This window comes from Xanthomonas albilineans (assembly GCF_009931595.1).
In the GTDB taxonomy this organism is placed as follows: domain Bacteria; phylum Pseudomonadota; class Gammaproteobacteria; order Xanthomonadales; family Xanthomonadaceae; genus Xanthomonas_A; species Xanthomonas_A albilineans.
The window spans coordinates 585,083-601,612 of sequence record NZ_CP046570.1 but is presented as its reverse complement, the minus strand read 5'-3'; the positions used below and the strand labels follow the sequence as shown (position 1 = coordinate 601,612).

The 16,530-nt window shown below is 62.9% G+C and carries 14 protein-coding genes and 6 tRNA genes; 4 read left to right on the top strand and 16 right to left on the bottom strand.

What is annotated here, in order from left to right:
• The first annotated feature begins 20 nt into the window (after window positions 1–20).
• On the top strand, window positions 21–1,070 hold the full coding sequence (locus tag XaFJ1_RS02705; protein WP_012915133.1) for a glycosyltransferase family 9 protein: 1,050 nt from the start codon (window positions 21–23) through the stop codon (window positions 1,068–1,070).
• 17 nt (window positions 1,071–1,087) lie between these two features.
• Here XaFJ1_RS02705 and XaFJ1_RS02700 read toward each other — a convergent pair whose 3' ends face one another.
• Window positions 1,088–1,492, bottom strand: a complete 405-nt coding sequence (locus tag XaFJ1_RS02700; protein WP_012915132.1) for a DUF6165 family protein — start codon at window positions 1,490–1,492, stop codon at window positions 1,088–1,090.
• A 118-nt stretch (window positions 1,493–1,610) separates the two neighbouring features.
• Window positions 1,611–1,701, bottom strand: a tRNA-Ser gene (locus XaFJ1_RS02695).
• Window positions 1,702–1,912: 211 nt separating this feature from the next.
• On the opposite strand from XaFJ1_RS02695, the gene XaFJ1_RS02690 reads away from it, so the two are divergent.
• Window positions 1,913–2,617: a PP2C family protein-serine/threonine phosphatase gene (locus XaFJ1_RS02690; protein WP_012915131.1), complete on the top strand. Its 705-nt coding sequence runs from the start codon at window positions 1,913–1,915 to the stop codon at window positions 2,615–2,617.
• A gap of 86 nt (window positions 2,618–2,703) precedes the next feature.
• Here the strand turns inward: XaFJ1_RS02690 and dnaQ are convergent, their stop codons facing one another.
• Genes dnaQ through XaFJ1_RS02675 form a run of 3 tightly spaced genes read right to left on the bottom strand, consistent with a single transcriptional unit; the run spans window position 2,704 to window position 4,602 of the window.
• Complete coding sequence (gene dnaQ, locus XaFJ1_RS02685) at window positions 2,704–3,438, bottom strand: DNA polymerase III subunit epsilon (RefSeq protein ID WP_012915130.1); 735 nt, start codon at window positions 3,436–3,438, stop codon at window positions 2,704–2,706.
• Window positions 3,439–3,466: 28 nt separating this feature from the next.
• Window positions 3,467–3,925: a ribonuclease HI gene (gene rnhA, locus XaFJ1_RS02680; protein ID WP_012915129.1), complete on the bottom strand. Its 459-nt coding sequence runs from the start codon at window positions 3,923–3,925 to the stop codon at window positions 3,467–3,469.
• A 17-nt stretch (window positions 3,926–3,942) separates the two neighbouring features.
• On the bottom strand, window positions 3,943–4,602 hold the full coding sequence (locus tag XaFJ1_RS02675) for a class I SAM-dependent methyltransferase (RefSeq protein WP_012915128.1): 660 nt from the start codon (window positions 4,600–4,602) through the stop codon (window positions 3,943–3,945).
• A 12-nt stretch (window positions 4,603–4,614) separates the two neighbouring features.
• Here XaFJ1_RS02675 and gloB point away from each other — a divergent pair, with 12 nt between their 5' ends.
• Both gloB and XaFJ1_RS02665 read left to right on the top strand, forming a co-directional pair.
• Window positions 4,615–5,394 (top strand): hydroxyacylglutathione hydrolase, encoded by a 780-nt coding sequence (gene gloB, locus XaFJ1_RS02670; protein ID WP_012915127.1) that lies wholly within the window; start codon window positions 4,615–4,617, stop codon window positions 5,392–5,394.
• A complete protein-coding gene (locus XaFJ1_RS02665) occupies window positions 5,391–6,602 on the top strand; it encodes a lytic transglycosylase domain-containing protein (RefSeq protein WP_045756713.1) in 1,212 nt (403 codons plus the stop codon). Before gloB ends, XaFJ1_RS02665 begins: the two co-directional genes overlap by 4 nt.
• Window positions 6,603–6,876: 274 nt before the next feature.
• Here XaFJ1_RS02665 and XaFJ1_RS02660 read toward each other — a convergent pair whose 3' ends face one another.
• The 11 genes from XaFJ1_RS02660 to XaFJ1_RS02610 all read right to left on the bottom strand — a co-directional run bounded on the left by XaFJ1_RS02660 (window position 6,877) and on the right by XaFJ1_RS02610 (window position 16,505).
• A complete protein-coding gene (locus XaFJ1_RS02660) occupies window positions 6,877–8,862 on the bottom strand; it encodes a peptidylprolyl isomerase (RefSeq protein WP_012915125.1) in 1,986 nt (661 codons plus the stop codon).
• Between the two features lie 185 nt (window positions 8,863–9,047).
• Window positions 9,048–9,124, bottom strand: a tRNA-Asp gene (locus XaFJ1_RS02655).
• A 120-nt stretch (window positions 9,125–9,244) separates the two neighbouring features.
• A tRNA-Asp gene (locus XaFJ1_RS02650) sits at window positions 9,245–9,321 on the bottom strand.
• A 27-nt stretch (window positions 9,322–9,348) separates the two neighbouring features.
• Window positions 9,349–9,423 (bottom strand) — tRNA-Val (locus tag XaFJ1_RS02645).
• 11 nt (window positions 9,424–9,434) lie between these two features.
• Window positions 9,435–9,707: an HU family DNA-binding protein gene (locus tag XaFJ1_RS02640; RefSeq protein ID WP_009607753.1), complete on the bottom strand. Its 273-nt coding sequence runs from the start codon at window positions 9,705–9,707 to the stop codon at window positions 9,435–9,437.
• Window positions 9,708–9,932: 225 nt separating this feature from the next.
• A complete protein-coding gene (lon, locus tag XaFJ1_RS02635) occupies window positions 9,933–12,407 on the bottom strand; it encodes an endopeptidase La (RefSeq protein ID WP_012915124.1) in 2,475 nt (824 codons plus the stop codon).
• A 170-nt stretch (window positions 12,408–12,577) separates the two neighbouring features.
• On the bottom strand, window positions 12,578–13,864 hold the full coding sequence (gene clpX / locus XaFJ1_RS02630) for an ATP-dependent Clp protease ATP-binding subunit ClpX (protein ID WP_012915123.1): 1,287 nt from the start codon (window positions 13,862–13,864) through the stop codon (window positions 12,578–12,580).
• 129 nt (window positions 13,865–13,993) lie between these two features.
• Window positions 13,994–14,620, bottom strand: coding sequence for an ATP-dependent Clp endopeptidase proteolytic subunit ClpP (gene clpP, locus XaFJ1_RS02625; protein ID WP_012915122.1), 627 nt, complete (start codon window positions 14,618–14,620; stop codon window positions 13,994–13,996).
• A gap of 135 nt (window positions 14,621–14,755) precedes the next feature.
• The gene (tig, locus tag XaFJ1_RS02620) at window positions 14,756–16,051 is read right to left on the bottom strand and encodes a trigger factor (protein ID WP_012915121.1); all 1,296 of its coding nucleotides are present in this window, start codon (window positions 16,049–16,051) and stop codon (window positions 14,756–14,758) included.
• 201 nt (window positions 16,052–16,252) lie between these two features.
• A tRNA-Leu gene (locus XaFJ1_RS02615) sits at window positions 16,253–16,337 on the bottom strand.
• A gap of 92 nt (window positions 16,338–16,429) precedes the next feature.
• Window positions 16,430–16,505, bottom strand: a tRNA-Lys gene (locus XaFJ1_RS02610).
• Window positions 16,506–16,530 lie beyond the last annotated feature (25 nt).

The following is a 16,530-nucleotide window of genomic DNA, read 5'->3' as shown; positions in this document are numbered from 1 at the left end:
CCTACGAGTCTAACAACACCATGCCGGCAATGCTCCCCTCGCTGTGTCTGTTGCGGCTGTCTGCGCTGGGAGACGTGACTCACGTCGTGCCACTAGTGCGCACGCTGCAACATGTCTGGCCACAGGCACCGCCATTGCACTGGATCATCGACAGTGCCGGACTCAAACTGCTGGACGGCCTGCCTGGGGTGATCTTCCATCGCTACGACAAACGCAGCGGCCTGGCTGGCATGCGCGCACTGCGCCGCGAGCTACCGAGACAGGGTTTCGATGCACTGCTGCAGATGCAGGTGGCGCTGCGCGCCAATGTGCTTTCGGCCTGCGTGCGTGCGCGTCGCCGCATTGGCTACGACCGTAGCCGTTCGAAGGACCTGCATGGCGTGTTCATCAACGAGCGCATCCCCGACCGCCCCGGTATCCATGTGCTCGACGCGATCGGCAGCTTCTGCGAGCCGCTGGGGCTACGTCAGACCGAGGTGCGCTGGGATCTGCCGGTCCCCGATGCGGCGCATGCCTGGGCGCGTGCGCAATGGCCCGACGACGGCCGCCCGGCGTTGCTGATTTCGCCATGCTCCAGCCACGAACGCCGCAACTGGTATGCCGAACGTTACGCCGCGGTCGCCGACCACGCCGTCGCGCAAGGTTGGCGGGTGGTGTTATGCGGCGGGCGCAGTGCGTTGGAACGCAGCACTGCCGACGCCATCGTTGCCGCGGCGCACGCACCGCTGCTGGATCTGGTCGGTCGCGACACGCTCAAGCAACTACCGGCCCTGCTGCAGCGGGCGGCGCTGGTGATGACCCCCGACTCCGGCCCAATGCACATCGCCAACGCCATGGGCGTCAAGGTGCTGGGCCTGCATGCGGCGAGCAACCCGCGCCGCAGCGGCCCGTACTCGGATATCCGCTACTGCGTGGACAAATACGACGCGGCCGCGCGCAAGTACCTGGGCAAGCCGGCCGAAGCGCTCAAATGGGGCAGCAAGATCGAACACGATGGCGCCATGGCGCTGATCGAGGTGGATGCGGCGATCGCCGCGTTCGAGCGCTACCGTGCCGATCACGGCACCTGACCTGCATGACGCAGCACTCAAGCGGACGTGTTGCGGTAGTCCTGATAGGACTTTTCTTCTATGTAGCTGGAACCCAGCGCCACGTTGATTTCTTTCTTGATCCGCGCGCGTTCGTCGTTTTCGTAATACACGCTGCGCGCCAGCTTGATGAACTCCTCATCGAAAGCCTGGGCTTTCTCCTTGATCCGGATCTCGTCCTCGATCACCCACAACCGCGCGTTGACCGCCTTCAATTCCGCGCGTAGGCGCGCCACATCGCCGCCGGCAGCCGGATGCGCCATCCAGGTCTTCTCCAACGCCGACAATTCCGCGCGCACATTGACCAGTTTGTCCGGGTCGGCGATACGCTCGGACTTGATCTGCAAAATGGCAATCTTGTCGAGCAATTCGCCGAAGGACACGGGAACCAAAATTTCGGACATGACAGACACCCAGAGGACAGTGGATGAAGAGTGTAGAGGGCGAGCTTCAACGCCAAGTCTGCGCAGCATCGCAAGCGCTCAACAACATAAAGGCCCCTGACGGGGCCCAATGCACAACTGGCGGGAAGGGGGGGATTCGAACCCCCGAGGCGCTATAAACGCCTGCCTGATTTCGAGTCAGGTACATTCAACCACTCTGCCACCTTCCCGTGCCGTCCCCGGCAGGCCGGGGGCAAGCATCATACGGTTCCCACCGCGTGCGAACAAGCAGCGCGCCGCCCGTGCTTGCATGCAACCGGTTCGGGCGACGCCCATGAACCCCACCTGCCCTGCACCGCCGCAGGCGATTGCCGGATCGGCGCGCGACCGCGATGATGCGTGCTGAACAACACAGGAAGCCCGGCCAGCCACAGGCGCGCAATGATCGAATTCGGACATCTCACCCACCTCGGCTTGCGCCGCGACCTCAACGAGGACACCTACTACGGCGACAACGAGCTGGGCCTGTGGCTGGTGGCCGATGGCATGGGCGGCCATGCCTGCGGCGAGGTCGCCAGTGCGCTGGCGCGCGAGGTCATCGTCCGCCAAGTGCGCGGCGGCGCCACACTGGCGCAGGCAATCCGGATCGCCGACGAAGAAATCATCCACGCCGCACAACGCCGCAACGATCCCCTCCCGATGGGCACCAGCGTGGTCGCCGCACGCGTGCAGGGGAACCGCTTCGAAGTGGCCTGGGTCGGCGACAGCCGCGCCTACCTGTGGCGCGACGGCAAACTCGCCCAGCTCAGTCAGGACCACAGCCTCGTGCAGGCGCTGATCGCACAGGGCGCGCTGACTGCGGAACAGGCACGCGCGCATCCGCACCGCAATGTGGTCACCCAGGCGCTCGGCATTACCGACCCACAGCATCTCAACGTGGCCGTGATGACTGGCGACCTGCGTCCGGGTGTGTGCCTGCTCCTGTGCAGCGACGGGCTGACCGAGCATGTGGGCGAAGTCGGTATTGCCACCGCGCTGGGCCACGACGACTGCAGCGCGCAGGAATGCGTGGACATGCTGGCAGCGGCGGCGCTGGACGACGGCGGCTCGGACAACATCACGGTCGTCTTGGTGCGTTGCCACTGAACGGCGCAGGCAGCGAAGCGTGCCCCACGCTACTGCTACTGCACACACGCAGCGACCATCACGCGACGGCGGACTGCATGCGACCCTCAGCCTGCCAGCTCCGACGGCAACGGCTCAATCGCATCCCACAGCGCCCGACCAGCCTTTTTACGCAACGTATCAAGCCGTGCCTGATGCGCCTCCAATTCGGAAGCGGTCGGCAGCACCTGCGGACGCGGCAACAGCGTCGCCATGTCGAAAGCCACACCATGGGCATCGGTCTTGCCAGTTGTCTCCTCGACCAAGGCGAAACCGATTTCCTCCTGGCCGGAGGTCAACGCGATGTACACCTCGCACAGAATCTGCGCATCGAGCAACGCGCCGTGCAGTTGCCGGTGCGCATTGTCCACACCCAGCCGTTTGCACAGCGCATCCAGCGAATTGCGCTGCCCTGGAAAGCGCTCGCGGGCCAACAACAAAGTATCGACCACACTGGCACGGTCGAGAATACACCCGTAGGATTCGCCCAGCCGCGACAGTTCGTAGTCGAGGAAACCCAGGTCGAACGAAGCGTTGTGAATAACCAACTCGGCGCCGTCGATGAATTCGAGAAACTCGTCGACCACCTCATGGAATTCCGGTTTGTCGGCGAGAAACTCCAAGGTCAGGCCGGTGACCTCCTGCGCGCCCGGTTCGAAATCGCAATCCGGGCGCAGATAGCGGTGGAAATGGCGCCCGCTGGGACGGCGTTCGAGCAGTTCCACCGCACCGATTTCGACGACGCGGTTGCCCTTTTTCCATTCCAGGCCGGTGGTTTCGGTATCGAGGATGATCTGGCGCATGAAGGGCTCGTTGCAGGGGAAAGAGGGTTCAGGAGGCGACCGCGCCGCCACCGGCGCGCGCGCGCACCGCCTGGTCGCGCGCGAGTTGATCGACCCGCTCATTGTCCGGGTCGCCGTTATGGCCCTTGACCCAACGCCAGTCGATCGCGTGCCGTTGCGCGGCGGCGTGCAGCCGCTCCCACAGATCGCGATTCTTGACCGGATCGCCGCCAGCGGTCTTCCACTGCCGCCGCACCCAGCCCGGCATCCACTCGGTGATGCCCTGGCGCACGTACTGCGAGTCGGTATGCAACACGATCTGGCAGGGCGCGTTGAGCGTCTCCAGCGCCATGATCGCCGCCATCAGCTCCATGCGGTTGTTGGTGGTATGCGCCTCGGCGCCCGCCACCTCGCGTTCCTGGTCCTTGTAGCGCAGCAGCGCGGCCCAGCCACCGGGGCCAGGATTGCCGAGACAGGCGCCGTCGGTATGGATGTCAACAGTCTTCATGAGGATCCAGAGGGAATTCAGATGGAAGCGATCGAGCCGCGCCAGCGCAGCGGCGCACGCAAGGCAATGGGGCCGATGCCGGCGGCGGTGCGCTTTTCCACCTGCAACAGGCAGACCGCGCGCAACGGTGCGGTGGATGCGATCGCGCCGGTCCCAGCGCGGGTCGGCCACACCGGTCCGAGATAACGCAGTTGCTCCACGCATGGCAACCCGGCCTGCTCGAGCAAGCCGCGCCAACTGCCCGGCGGTCGCGCCACCAGCCCCTGACGTCGCCAGCGCAGCCGGTACGGACTCATCGCATTGAGCGCGAACAGCCACAGCCGACCGCCGGGCATCAACACCCGTTCGCACTCTTCCAGCAACGCTAGCGCATCGGCCGCCAGCACGTGCTGCAACACGATCGCATTGACGCTCTCCGAAGGCAGCGGCAACGGCAGTCTGCAGATCAGGTCCCCCGCATAACCGCTTGCGCTGCGATGCAGGCGCAAGCCGCGCCCTGGCACCTCGCGCGACAGCGGCATCGACGGCACCGGGGCCAACCACAGCCAGGGCTGTGCGGGACGTTTGAGCAATGCCTCCTGGATCAGCGGTTGTTCAGCCTGAAGCAACGCTTGCGCCCCGGTCGTATCAAACCAGGATGAGACATTGGCTTGACGAGGGCGCAGAACGGCAGGCATGGTGCCGATTCTATGCGACTGATCGCCCTGCCGGCATTCCAAGACAATTACATTTGGTCAATCGCCGCAGACGATGGGCGGGCCCTGCTGGTCGATCCCGGCCAGGCCGAACCAGTGCTGGAGGCCGCAGCGCAAGGGCTGCAGCCGGCGGCGATCCTGCTCACACATCACCACGACGATCACATTGGCGGCGTCCCAGCCTTGCGTGCGCGCTGGCCGGAACTACCTGTATACGCGCCAGAGGATCCGCGAATCGATTGCGCCAGCCACCGGGTCGGCCACGGCGACAGCATCCAGGCGTTACATTGGCAGTTCGATACCCTCGCCGTCCCGGGCCACACCCGCTCGCATTTAGCCTATGTCGGCCATGGCTACCTGTTCAGTGGCGATACCCTGTTCAGCCTGGGCTGTGGGCGCATGTTCGAAGGTACGCCGTCCCAGATGTTGGCTTCGCTGCACCGGCTATCCGCCCTACCGGGCGAGACGCTGGTGTGCTGCGGGCATGAATACACCCTGGCCAATGCGGCATTCGCCGTCATGGTCGATCCCACCAACGTTGCCCTGCGGCAGCGCCATCAGGAAGTCCAGGCCATGCGCCATGCCGCACATCCCACCGTTCCCGTCACGCTCGCCAGCGAAGTGGCGACCAATCCGTTCCTGCGCACGGCCTCGCCGGCGATTCGGCGGGCCGTCGGCGCCCGTCTCGGTCGCGCGGCGGACGACGCAACTGCGGACGAGGACGTGGACGTCTTCGCTGAATTGAGGCGCTGGAAAGACGATTTCCGCGCATGAAAGCGCTGGCGTTGACTGCCGCGCTGACGCTGGCGTCGGCACTGCCTTGCACGACGATTGCCACGCCGTTGGGTACCACGCTGGAACAGACCATGGCCGGTGTGAACGCGCTACCGGCGGATCCTGCGACGCTACCGCCAGCGACGACGCGCAATGGCCGCGACATCCTGGCCCGCTTCCGCGACGGCCTGGCGGACGCACACTGCGATGCCAGCACCAGCGATCCGCGCTGGCATCAGCAGTTTTCGCACGCACCGGCTCGCTTGGCCAACGCGGACGAGGACGTGCTACCGCTGTTCGGTTACGTGATCGACGAACTGCGCGCGGCGAACTTGCCGACCGAGTTCGCACTGATCCCGTTCGTCGAGAGCGGCTATCGCCCGGCCGCCCGCAGCCGCCGCAATGGTCCGGCCGGCTTGTGGCAGTTCATCCCCGCTACCGCACGTCGCCACGATGTCCCGGTGGAAAGCAGCTATGACGGCCGCTTGTCGGCGGTGGACTCCACACGCGCTGCATTGCGCTATCTGCAGACGCTGCACGAGATATTCGGCGGCGATTGGCGGCTGACACTGATGGCGTATAACGGCGGCGAATCTCGCGTGCTCCAGTCCATGCGCCACGCTGGCATGGATACCCAGGGCGCGCGCCCGGATAAACTGCCGGGCCTGGCTTCGGTCACCCACGCCTACGTCGAGAAGCTGCATGCGCTGGCCTGCGTGCTGGAGCAGGCCCAGACCCACACCGAATGGATGGCATCGCTGGACCGGGACGTGCCCATCCTGCAAGCGCAGATCCTGCCCGCCGGCATGGCCCTGGACGACTGGGCTCGGCAACAGACACTGCCGAGCAACCAGCTCGCACGGCTGAATCCCGCCCTCGACAACAGACGCAACCACAAGCGCGGGCTGTCCGTGTTGGTGCCGCTGGGGATGAGCAGCGGCTCCGCGCTTGCCCAAGGCCGCACGCCGACGCCGCAGGACACGTCAACAGCGATCAGCGTCAGCAGCAATGACAGCGTATCGGCGATGCCTGCTACCGGTCAGCGCACATCCAGGCCACGCCGGCACACGCATACGGTCCGCGATGGCGACACCGCCTGGACCATCGCCAAGCGCTATGGCATCACCGTGCAGGCATTACTGACACAAAACGGATTGTCGGCAGGCAGCCTGCTGCGTCCCGGCATGGTATTGAACTACGCAGACTGAGACTGCACGGATCGCGCCTTAGCGGGAGAGAGTGCGCGCTACAGCATCCAACGCAAAGGCCAGCAATCGCGCGGCAGGCATCGAATACTCAAGCACCCGTACCGCACCGCGGATTGGGCAAGCCGACGACGCGACATCCCGCACGTCGCAAACAAACGCGTTGCACACCCCACACACATTGAGACGGTCCCACCCATCCAAAACGCGACAGGCCCGGCAATGCCAGCCGGGCCTGTCTTGTCTATACATGCCATCGAGGGACGACACGCGCTTACTACAACTGCGCTTCCTGCACGCTCACTTTGTAACGCTTACGCATGGCATCGACGTAGGCCTTGGCATCGGCCGCGCCTTCGATCTGCGCCAACTGCTGCTTGAACGTGGTCTGTTGTTCGGCCGGCACCTTGCTCAAATCGCCAGGCATCACCTTGGTGACCGCGAACAGGGCATAGCGCTTGCCGCCGGCGCCCGGCGCTGCGGGCAACGCGACCTTCCCAAACGACGGCTTGCCAGCCACCGGCCGCGGTGCGCTGAAGATCGTGCGATTGGCTTCGGGGCTAGGCATCGGGCTGCGCGACAGAGCGGGCATCGGGTTGATCTGCAACTTCTCCGGACCAGCCAGCGCCTGCAAGGTCTCGCCCTTGCGCAGCCGCACCAGCAAGGCATCGGCCTTGGCTGCCGCCGCTTTGGCGGTACGGTCGGCATGCACTGCGGCAATCACCTGCTCGTGCACCTTGGCCAACGGCAGGATCTGCTCCGGCTGGTGCTGGGTGACGCGGATCATCACGCTATGGTTCGGCCCCAGATTGATCGGGTCGCTGACCGTACCGTCCTGCACCAGCGCGTCGGAGAATGCCGCCCGCAACACTGCCGGCTGCGCCGCAATCCCACTGGCGCTGGCACGCGTGAACGGACCTAGGGTCTGCACCGGCAAACCAACGTCCTTCGCCGCCGACGCCAGCTCGGTCGGGTTCTTATAGACCTCGTCCACCAGCTTGCCGCTCAATGCGCTTAAAGCCTTTTCGTTGTCGGCCTGCAATTGTTCGCTGGCGAGCTGGTCGCGCACCTGCTCGAACGACTTACCCTTGCCGCCCTTGACCTCGCGTAATTGGATCACGTGGTAGCCGAACTCGCTCTTCACCGGGCCGACGATCTCGCCGGGCTTCATCGCGAACAACGCATCCTCGAACGGCTTCACCATCACGCCCTTCTCCACCCAACCCAGATCGCCGCCAGCGTTCTTGGAACCGGGATCGTCGGAGTTGGCACGGGCCAATGCGGCGAAATCGGCGCCGGGCCGCTTGGCCTCGGCGGCCAGCTTGACCGCCTTGGCCTCGGCCGCCTTCTGCGAAGCCGCGTCCTTGCCAGCGCTGATCAAGATGTGCGAAGCCAGGCGCTGATCGGGTTCGACGAAACGTGCCTTTTCTTCCTCGTAACGCTTGCGCAAGGTGGCCTCATCGGCCGGCTTGGACGCCGGCAGCTTGGCTGCGTTCAATTCGACGTACTCGATCGACACGGTTTCCGGCTGCTTGAAGTCGGAGGTATGCGTGTCGTACCACTGCTGCACCTGCGCATCGCTGACCGGCGCGGTGTCGGCCGGCATCTCCGGCAGCATTGCCAACTCCACGTCGCGGGTCTCGCCCAGCATTTTCATCAGGCGCTCGGTTTCCTGTTTGCTACCGAACGCCGACTCCATCAGGCCAGTGGGAATCACCGACTGCTGCAGCGCATCGCGCACCAGTTGCTGGAACATGGCCGGCGTGCGCGGCGGCGTGCCCGACGCCAGCGCCAAACGATAACGCTCCGGATCGAACTTGCCGTTGTTCTGGAAGGCCGGAATGCTGGCGATGTAATCGCGCACGCTAGCGTCGCCGATGACCACGCCAGCCTGCTCGGCCGCCAACTTGACCACCTGCTCGTCGATCAGTTGGTCCAGCACTTTGCGCTTGTTGTCGATGCTCTCGAACTCGCGTGGGTCGAACGCCTCGCCCTGCTGCTGGCGTGCCTGCTGACGCGCCTGCTCGAAGCCCATCCGGAACTGTTCCGTGCTGATCTCGTGATGCTGCCACAGCAAAGAGACGGGCCACCACGACGGCGCCGACAACCACCACGACGGCGGCGCCTGCACCTTGGCCACGTTATTGGCACCGACGCCACCGAGGTAGCCGGTATCGATGACGAACAGAAACGGAATCATCAATAGGCCGATGATCGCAGTGGCGATCCAGCCCGAGGTCTTTTCGCGGAGTGTCTGCAGCATTGGGAACCAAAGGCCTATGAGCGAGCCGCCCAGTTTAACCCGCTTCACGCCCCACGGCGGAAGGGTGTGCAGGACGAACCACGTCACGGGGGCAAGCACCGAGAGAACGCGGCCCCGCACCGAAAGAACACGGGAAAGACATCAATAAAGAACCCCCCGATCACTCGGAGGGTTTGCGTACAACATGGCGGAGTGGACGGGACTCGAACCCGCGACCTCCGGCGTGACAGGCCAGCATTCTAACCGACTGAACTACCACTCCGCATTCGAACGGAGACAGGCACGATGGCCTGAATTCCCGGAGCGGCCCGGCCAGACTGAAACGGGGCGCGGTTTCTGCGAGAAAAGAAGCCCCCTGATTTCTCAGAGGCTTCGGCACAACTGGCGGAGTGGACGGGACTCGAACCCGCGACCTCCGGCGTGACAGGCCAGCATTCTAACCGACTGAACTACCACTCCGCGATTGAAACGTGCTGTGTGGTGCTTTGGTGGGTGCTGAGGGTTTCGAACCCCCGACCCTCTCCGTGTAAAGGAGACGCTCTACCGCTGAGCTAAGCACCCCAGCGAGTCGGTTAGTTTACGGCATCCTTCAGCGCTTTGCCAGCCTTGAAGGTCGGGTTCTTCGACGCAGCGATCTTGATGGAGTCGCCGGTCTTCGGGTTGCGTCCGGTGCGCTCGGCCCGATCACGCACCTGGAAGGTGCCGAAGCCCACGAGGGTCACGCTGTCACCCTTCTTCAACGCCTTGGTGACTTCGGACACGAAGGCATCGACGGCACGACCAGCTTCGGCCTTGGAAATATCGGCAGCAGCGGCGATAGCGTCGTTCAGTTCGGCTTTATTCATTTCTTGATGACTCCATGTGCGGTAGAAAACCGCGGAATTAAGGATCGGGTATTGGCTTGGCCTGCCTCGTCTAAACGAGGCCCCGATTGATTTGCACTACCAAGCATGTCCGTTTAAGGTGCTTGCAAGCCTTGCATTTATACCAGTGGGCTCATACCCGCGCAAGCCGAAAAGCCAGCAACGGCGAGGGTTTGAGCTAGTTACGTGAACCCGGTTCAGCGCGTATCAGTGCTTAACACGCGCATTCGACGACGCCTTTTGCTTGCGCCGCACCGCTGTCGCCCGCTCGCCGTCGGTGGTGGTGGCCTTGGGCGTCAACGGCCGCTCCAGCGCCAGATCGAGCACTTCGTCGATCCACTTCACCGACACGATCTTCAAATCGCGGGTCACGTTTTCAGGAATGTCGGCCAGATCTTTGCGGTTTTCCTCGGGGATCAGCACGGTACGGATGCCGCCGCGCAACGCCGCCAGCAACTTCTCTTTGAGCCCACCGATCGCCGAAACGCGACCACGCAACGTAATTTCGCCGGTCATCGCCACATCCGCCTTCACTGGCACTTTGGTCAACATCGACACGAGTGAGGTCACCATCGCGATGCCCGCGCTGGGACCATCCTTGGGCGTGGCACCATCGGGTACATGCAGGTGAACATCCTGCTTCTGCAGGAAATCAGCTTCGATGCCGAGCCGCTCGGCGCGCGAACGCACCACCGACAAGGCCGCCGATGCTGATTCCTTCATCACATCGCCGAGTTGGCCGGTCAGGATCACCGCTCCCTTTCCCGGTACCAGGGTCGATTCGATCTGCAGCAAATCGCCACCGACCTCGGTCCAGGCCAGCCCCGTGACCAGACCGATCTCATTCTGCTCCTCGGCACGACCGAAGTCGAAGCGACGCACGCCCAAGTATTTTTCCAGATTTTTGGAGCCGACGCTGACCCGCGCCTTGTCCTTGCGTGCACCGCTCTTCTTCGCTGCCGTTTTCTTTGCCACGGCCGCCGACACTGGACCAGCCAGCGCGATCTCCTTGACCACCTTGCGACAGATCTTGGCGACCTCACGTTCGAGGTTGCGTACACCGGACTCGCGCGTGTAGTAACGCACGATATCGCGGATCGCGTCGGCACCGATTTCCAATTCGTCCTGCTTCAGCCCGTTGGCCTTGAGCTGTTTGGGCGTCAGGTAACGCGTGGCGATATTGAGCTTCTCGTCCTCGGTATAGCCAGGGATGCGGATCACCTCCATGCGATCCAGCAGCGGGCCAGGGATGTTCAGCGAATTGGAGGTCGCCACGAACATCACTTCGGACAGATCCAGATCCACTTCCAGATAGTGGTCGTTGAAGGCGTTGTTCTGCTCCGGATCGAGCACTTCCAGCAGCGCCGAGGACGGATCGCCACGGAAATCCATCGACATCTTGTCGATTTCATCGAGCACGAACAAAGGATTCCTGCTACCGACCTTGTTGAGGTTCTGCACGATGCGCCCAGGCATTGAACCGACGTAGGTACGGCGATGTCCACGGATCTCCGCCTCATCGCGCACGCCCCCCAGCGACATCCGCACGAACTTGCGATTGGTGGCCTTGGCAATGGACTGACCGAGCGAGGTCTTGCCAACACCCGGCGGCCCGACCAGGCACAGGATCGGCCCCTTCATCTGCTTCACCCGCGACTGCACGGCGAGGTACTCGAGGATGCGCTCCTTGACCTTTTCCAATCCGTAGTGATCGGCATCCAGGGTTTCCTGTGCCACCTTCAGGTCTTTGCGCACCTTGCTGCGCTTTTTCCACGGCACGCCCAGCAGCCAATCGAGATAGTTACGCACTACCGCGGCTTCGGCGGACATCGGCGACATTTGCCTGAGCTTGTTGAGTTCAGCCTTGGCCTTGGTCTCCACCGGCTTGGGCATGCCCGCCTCGGCGATCTTGCGCGCCAGTTCTTCCAGTTCACCCGGCGCATCGTCGAGGTCGCCCAGTTCCTTCTGGATCGCCTTCATCTGTTCGTTGAGGTAGTACTCGCGCTGACTTTTCTCCATCTGCGACTTGACCCGACCGCGGATGCGCTTCTCCAACTGCTGCACGTCGATCTCGCCATCGACCAGACCGACCAGCATCTCCAGCCGCTCGCCCACTTGTAGCGTTTCCAACAGGCGCTGCTTGTCGGCCAGACGCACACCGATGTGCGCGGCGATGGTATCGGCCAGACGTCCGGGCTCATCAATACCCGATAACGTCTGCAACAACTCCGGCGGCAATTTGCGGTTGGTCTTGACGTATTGCTCGAACAGCGACATCAAGGAACGGGCGATGGCCTCCACCTCACGCTCCTCGCGCGACTCGGCGGCATCGATCTCGCGGCCTTCGCCCTGGAGCGCACCGTCGCGCTCGACCACTTTGTTCACACTGACCCGCGAAAGACCTTCGACCAGCACCTTGATGGTGCCATCGGGCAGCTTCAGCAGTTGCAGCACCTGCGCCAACGTACCGACGTTGTACAGATCGACCGCCACCGGATCGTCGGTCTCGGCGGATTTCTGCGCGACCAACAAAATGCGCTTGTCTGCCTCCATCGCATGTTCGAGCGCACGCATCGATTTGTCGCGGCCGACGAAAAGCGGGATCACCATATGCGGAAAGACCACCACGTCGCGCAACGGCAGGACCGGCAGGTCGAGGACTTCGGATGAGGACTGGGCCATGAGGATTCCGATATGGGAGGCGGTAACACGTGACGGCGACCATAAAAACGCCGATGGCCCCGTTATGGGGCCATCGCCAGGATGATGCAAGGGCGCCGATAGATTTCCTTCCGTTTCAGCGATTTACCGCACATTCCGGACCATCTGCTGTGCCGTAGGTGCCGTCCGGCTCACTCCGCAGATGCCAGTTTGGCCGGCGCCGGAGGAGTCTGATAGATCAGGTAGGGTTCGGACTTGTGCTCAATCACCGACTCGTCCACGACCACCTTGCTGACGTTCTCCTGCGACGGGAGTTCGTACATGGTGTCCAGTAGCACAGACTCGACGATGGTGCGCAAGCCACGCGCGCCCGTTTTGCGCTTAAGCGCCTTCTTGGCGATGGCCAGCAGCGCGTCCTGACGGAATTCCAGTTCCACACCTTCCATCTCGAACAGCTTCTTGAACTGCTTGGTGATCGCGTTCTTCGGCTCTGTCAGAATTTTGATCAACGCCGGCTCGTCCAGTTCCTCAAGCGTGGCGACCACCGGCAGACGACCGACGAACTCGGGAATCAAACCAAACTTGATCAGGTCTTCCGGCTCGACTTCGGCCAGGATCTTGCCAACTTCGCGCTTGCGCTCGACGCTCTTGACCTTCGCGCCGAAGCCGATGCCGCCGGCATCGTTGGAGCGCTGCTGGATCACCTTGTCCAAGCCGGCAAAGGCGCCGCCGCAAATGAACAGGATGTTCTTGGTGTCCACCTGCAGGAATTCCTGTTGTGGATGCTTGCGCCCGCCCTGCGGCGGTACCGAGGCGACCGTGCCTTCGATCAGCTTCAGCAGCGCCTGCTGCACGCCTTCGCCGGACACATCGCGAGTGATCGACGGGTTCTCGCTCTTGCGCGAGATCTTGTCGATTTCGTCGATATAGACGATGCCATGCTGCGCCTTGTCGACGTCGTAATCGCACTTCTGCAGCAGCTTCTGGATGATGTTCTCCACGTCCTCGCCGACGTAGCCGGCTTCGGTCAACGTGGTCGCATCGGCGATGGTGAACGGGACATTGAGCAAGCGCGCCAACGTCTCGGCCAGCAGCGTCTTGCCAGAACCAGTCGGGCCGACCAGCAGGATGTTGGACTTGGCGAGTTCGACCTCGTCGTTCTTCTGCCGACTCTCGATACGCTTGTAATGGTTGTACACCGCCACGGCCAGCGTGCGCTTGGCGCGCTGCTGGCCGATCACATACTGGTCGAGCACTTCCAGAATTTCGCGCGGCTTGGGCAGGCTGCTGCGTGCGGACTGCGCCTTTTCCTCGAGCTCCTCGCGAATGATGTCGTTGCACAACTCGACGCATTCGTCGCAGATGAACACACTGGGCCCCGCAATCAGCTTACGGACCTCGTGTTGACTCTTCCCGCAGAACGAGCAGTAAAGAATCTTGTTGCTGTCGCCGGAACGGCCTTGCCGATCTTCGCTCATTAGCTTCGCTTACCCAGTTACCCCACCCGATGCACGGGGGTTCGATTTCGAGAATAACACAGGGCCGGATGGACGCTAGCCCGACCCCGACCCTGCGGAATACGCCACGTTTTGCAGGACATGCAAGCCTTATGCCGGCTGGATCGACTCATCAGGACGACGCTCCAGCACCTGGTCGACAAGCCCGTAGGCCTGCGCATCGATGGCACTTTTGAAGTTGTCGCGCTCGGTGTCGCGGGCAATCGTTTCCAGCGACTGGCCGGTGTGCTTGGCCAGAACTTCGTTCAGTCGCGCACGTAGCGTCAAAATCTCACGGGCGTGGATGTCGATATCGGTGGCCTGCCCCTGGAAGCCTCCCAGCGGCTGGTGGATCATCACTCGCGAATTCGGCAGTGCGTAGCGCTTACCGGCTGCGCCCGAGGCCAGCAACAGCGCCCCCATCGACGCCGCCTGACCGACACAGATGGTGCTCACGTCCGGCTTGATGTACTGCATCGTGTCGTAGATCGCCATGCCCGCAGTGACCACGCCGCCAGGGGAATTGATGTAGAGGCTGATGTCCTTTTCAGGATTGTCCGCTTCAAGAAACAGCAACTGCGCCACGACCACATTGGCCATGTGGTCGTCGATCGGGCCGACCAGGAAAATGAGGCGCTCCTTCAATAAACGCGAGTAAATATCGTAAGCGCGCTCGCCGCGACTGGTCTGCTCGACCACCATCGGAACCAGATTCAAGGCCTTGGTGACATTGTCCACGCGGTGATCTCCTGCTGCTGTATGTCGTGCCTGCACGGGGTGCGCAGGGCTTCTCATGTCCACCCCCGCAACTGCGGAGGCTAGGTTTACATCCGCAACCCGCATGCACGATGCGGGCCGCGGCATGGCGTCACCTTATTGCCGGATCGCTTCCTGGAACGTCATCGCCTGCTCGGTGTGCTGGGCGCGCTCGGCGATCCAATCGATCACCTGCTCCTCCATCACGCGGCTCTGCAGCCCCCCCATCAATTGGGGATCGTTGCGGTACATCTCAATGACCTGTTCCGGCTCCTCGTAGGTCGAAGCGATCAAACGCAGAGTCTCCGAAACCCGCTTGGGGTCCAACCGCAACTCGTTGCGACGCGCGACCTCGCCAACCAACAGGCCGACCAGCACGCGCTTGCGTGCGGCATCCAGAAAGCCATGATGCGCATCGTCCGGCACCTGACCCGGATCGCGGCCGGCGCGACGCATCTGCTCGACCTGTTCGGCCAGCATCGCTCGCGCTTCGTTCTCGACCAGACGCGGCGGCATTTCCACCGACGCATAGGCCGCGATCAGTTGCTCGCCGACCTCGCGGCGCAGGCGATTCATCAGCGCCCCTTTGAGTTCGCGCTCCAGATTGACCCGAATGTCCTTACGGAACTGTTCGGGATCGCCGCTTTTCACGCCAAAGCTCTTGATGAACTCCTTGTCCACCTCCGGCAACACCGGGGCAGCGACCTCGACAGCCTTCACATGCACCTGTACCCGCTTGCCGGCGAACTGCGGCACGCGCCAGTCCGCAGGAAAATCGACCTCCAGGGTCTTTTCCTCGTCCTTGGACAGGCCGAGCAAGCCCTGCTCGATCGCCGGGAACATGACACCCGAGCCGATCACGCTACTGCCCTTCTCCACACCTTCGGCGGGCAAACGCTCATCACCCACCTGCGACCAAGTCTCCAGGGTCACCAGATCGCCGTCCTGCGCCGCGCGCCCGGCCGGCTGCCAGGTACGGCGCTGCAGACGCAGGTTCTCGATCATCTGCGCGATGTCGGCATCGGTGACCTCGGCGGTATGGCGAATCACCTGCAACGCGGAAACGTCGATGTCGCCAAAATCCGGCACCACCTCGAACGTGGCCACGAACTGCAACGCGTTGTCGTCGGCACGGTCGATACGCGGATTGCCGGCCAGACGCAGCGCGTGCTCGCGCACCGCCGAGTCGAAGGTCTCGCGCAGCAGGCCATCCAACGCCTCGGCGCGGATCTGCGGTCCGAAACGCTGCTCGATTACCTTGGCCGGGATCTTGCCGGGACGGAAGCCCTTGATCCGGGCGGTGCGCGCGACTTCGCGCAGGCGACCGCCGACATGGCTTTGCAGACGCTCCTCCGGCAGGGTGAAGGTCAAACGCCGTTCCAGGGTACCGGTGGTTTCAATCGAAGCTTGCATGTGGACTCCTGCCACCGGGAGCGCATGGCTCTCGGCACGATATAGAAAAATACGGATTGGACGCGGGTACGGGACGACCGCAGCCGGATAGTTTCGCCTATTCCAGCCATGCCTGCCAGCGCAAGAGCGCACGCCCTGAACGAGCGACGGGAGCAGGTGGTCCTATCGGGCCTTGAGACCTTGCCAGGCATGGCCGATGGATGGTGCGAAAGAGGGGACTCGAACCCCTACGCCTTGCGGCACTGGTACCTAAAACCAGGGCGTCTACCAATTCCGCCACTTTCGCGCTGCGGCGCTGGACGCGCCTGCCGAGACACATTGTTGCAGGCCAGGCGCAAAAGAAAAAGGCACCTGTTTAAGCAGGCGCCTTTTTATTTTTGGTGGGCCGTCAAGGATTCGAACCTTGGACCTATTGATTAAGAGTCAACTGCTCTACCAACTGAGCTAACGGCCCTGAAACTTAGTCGCGCATCGTATGT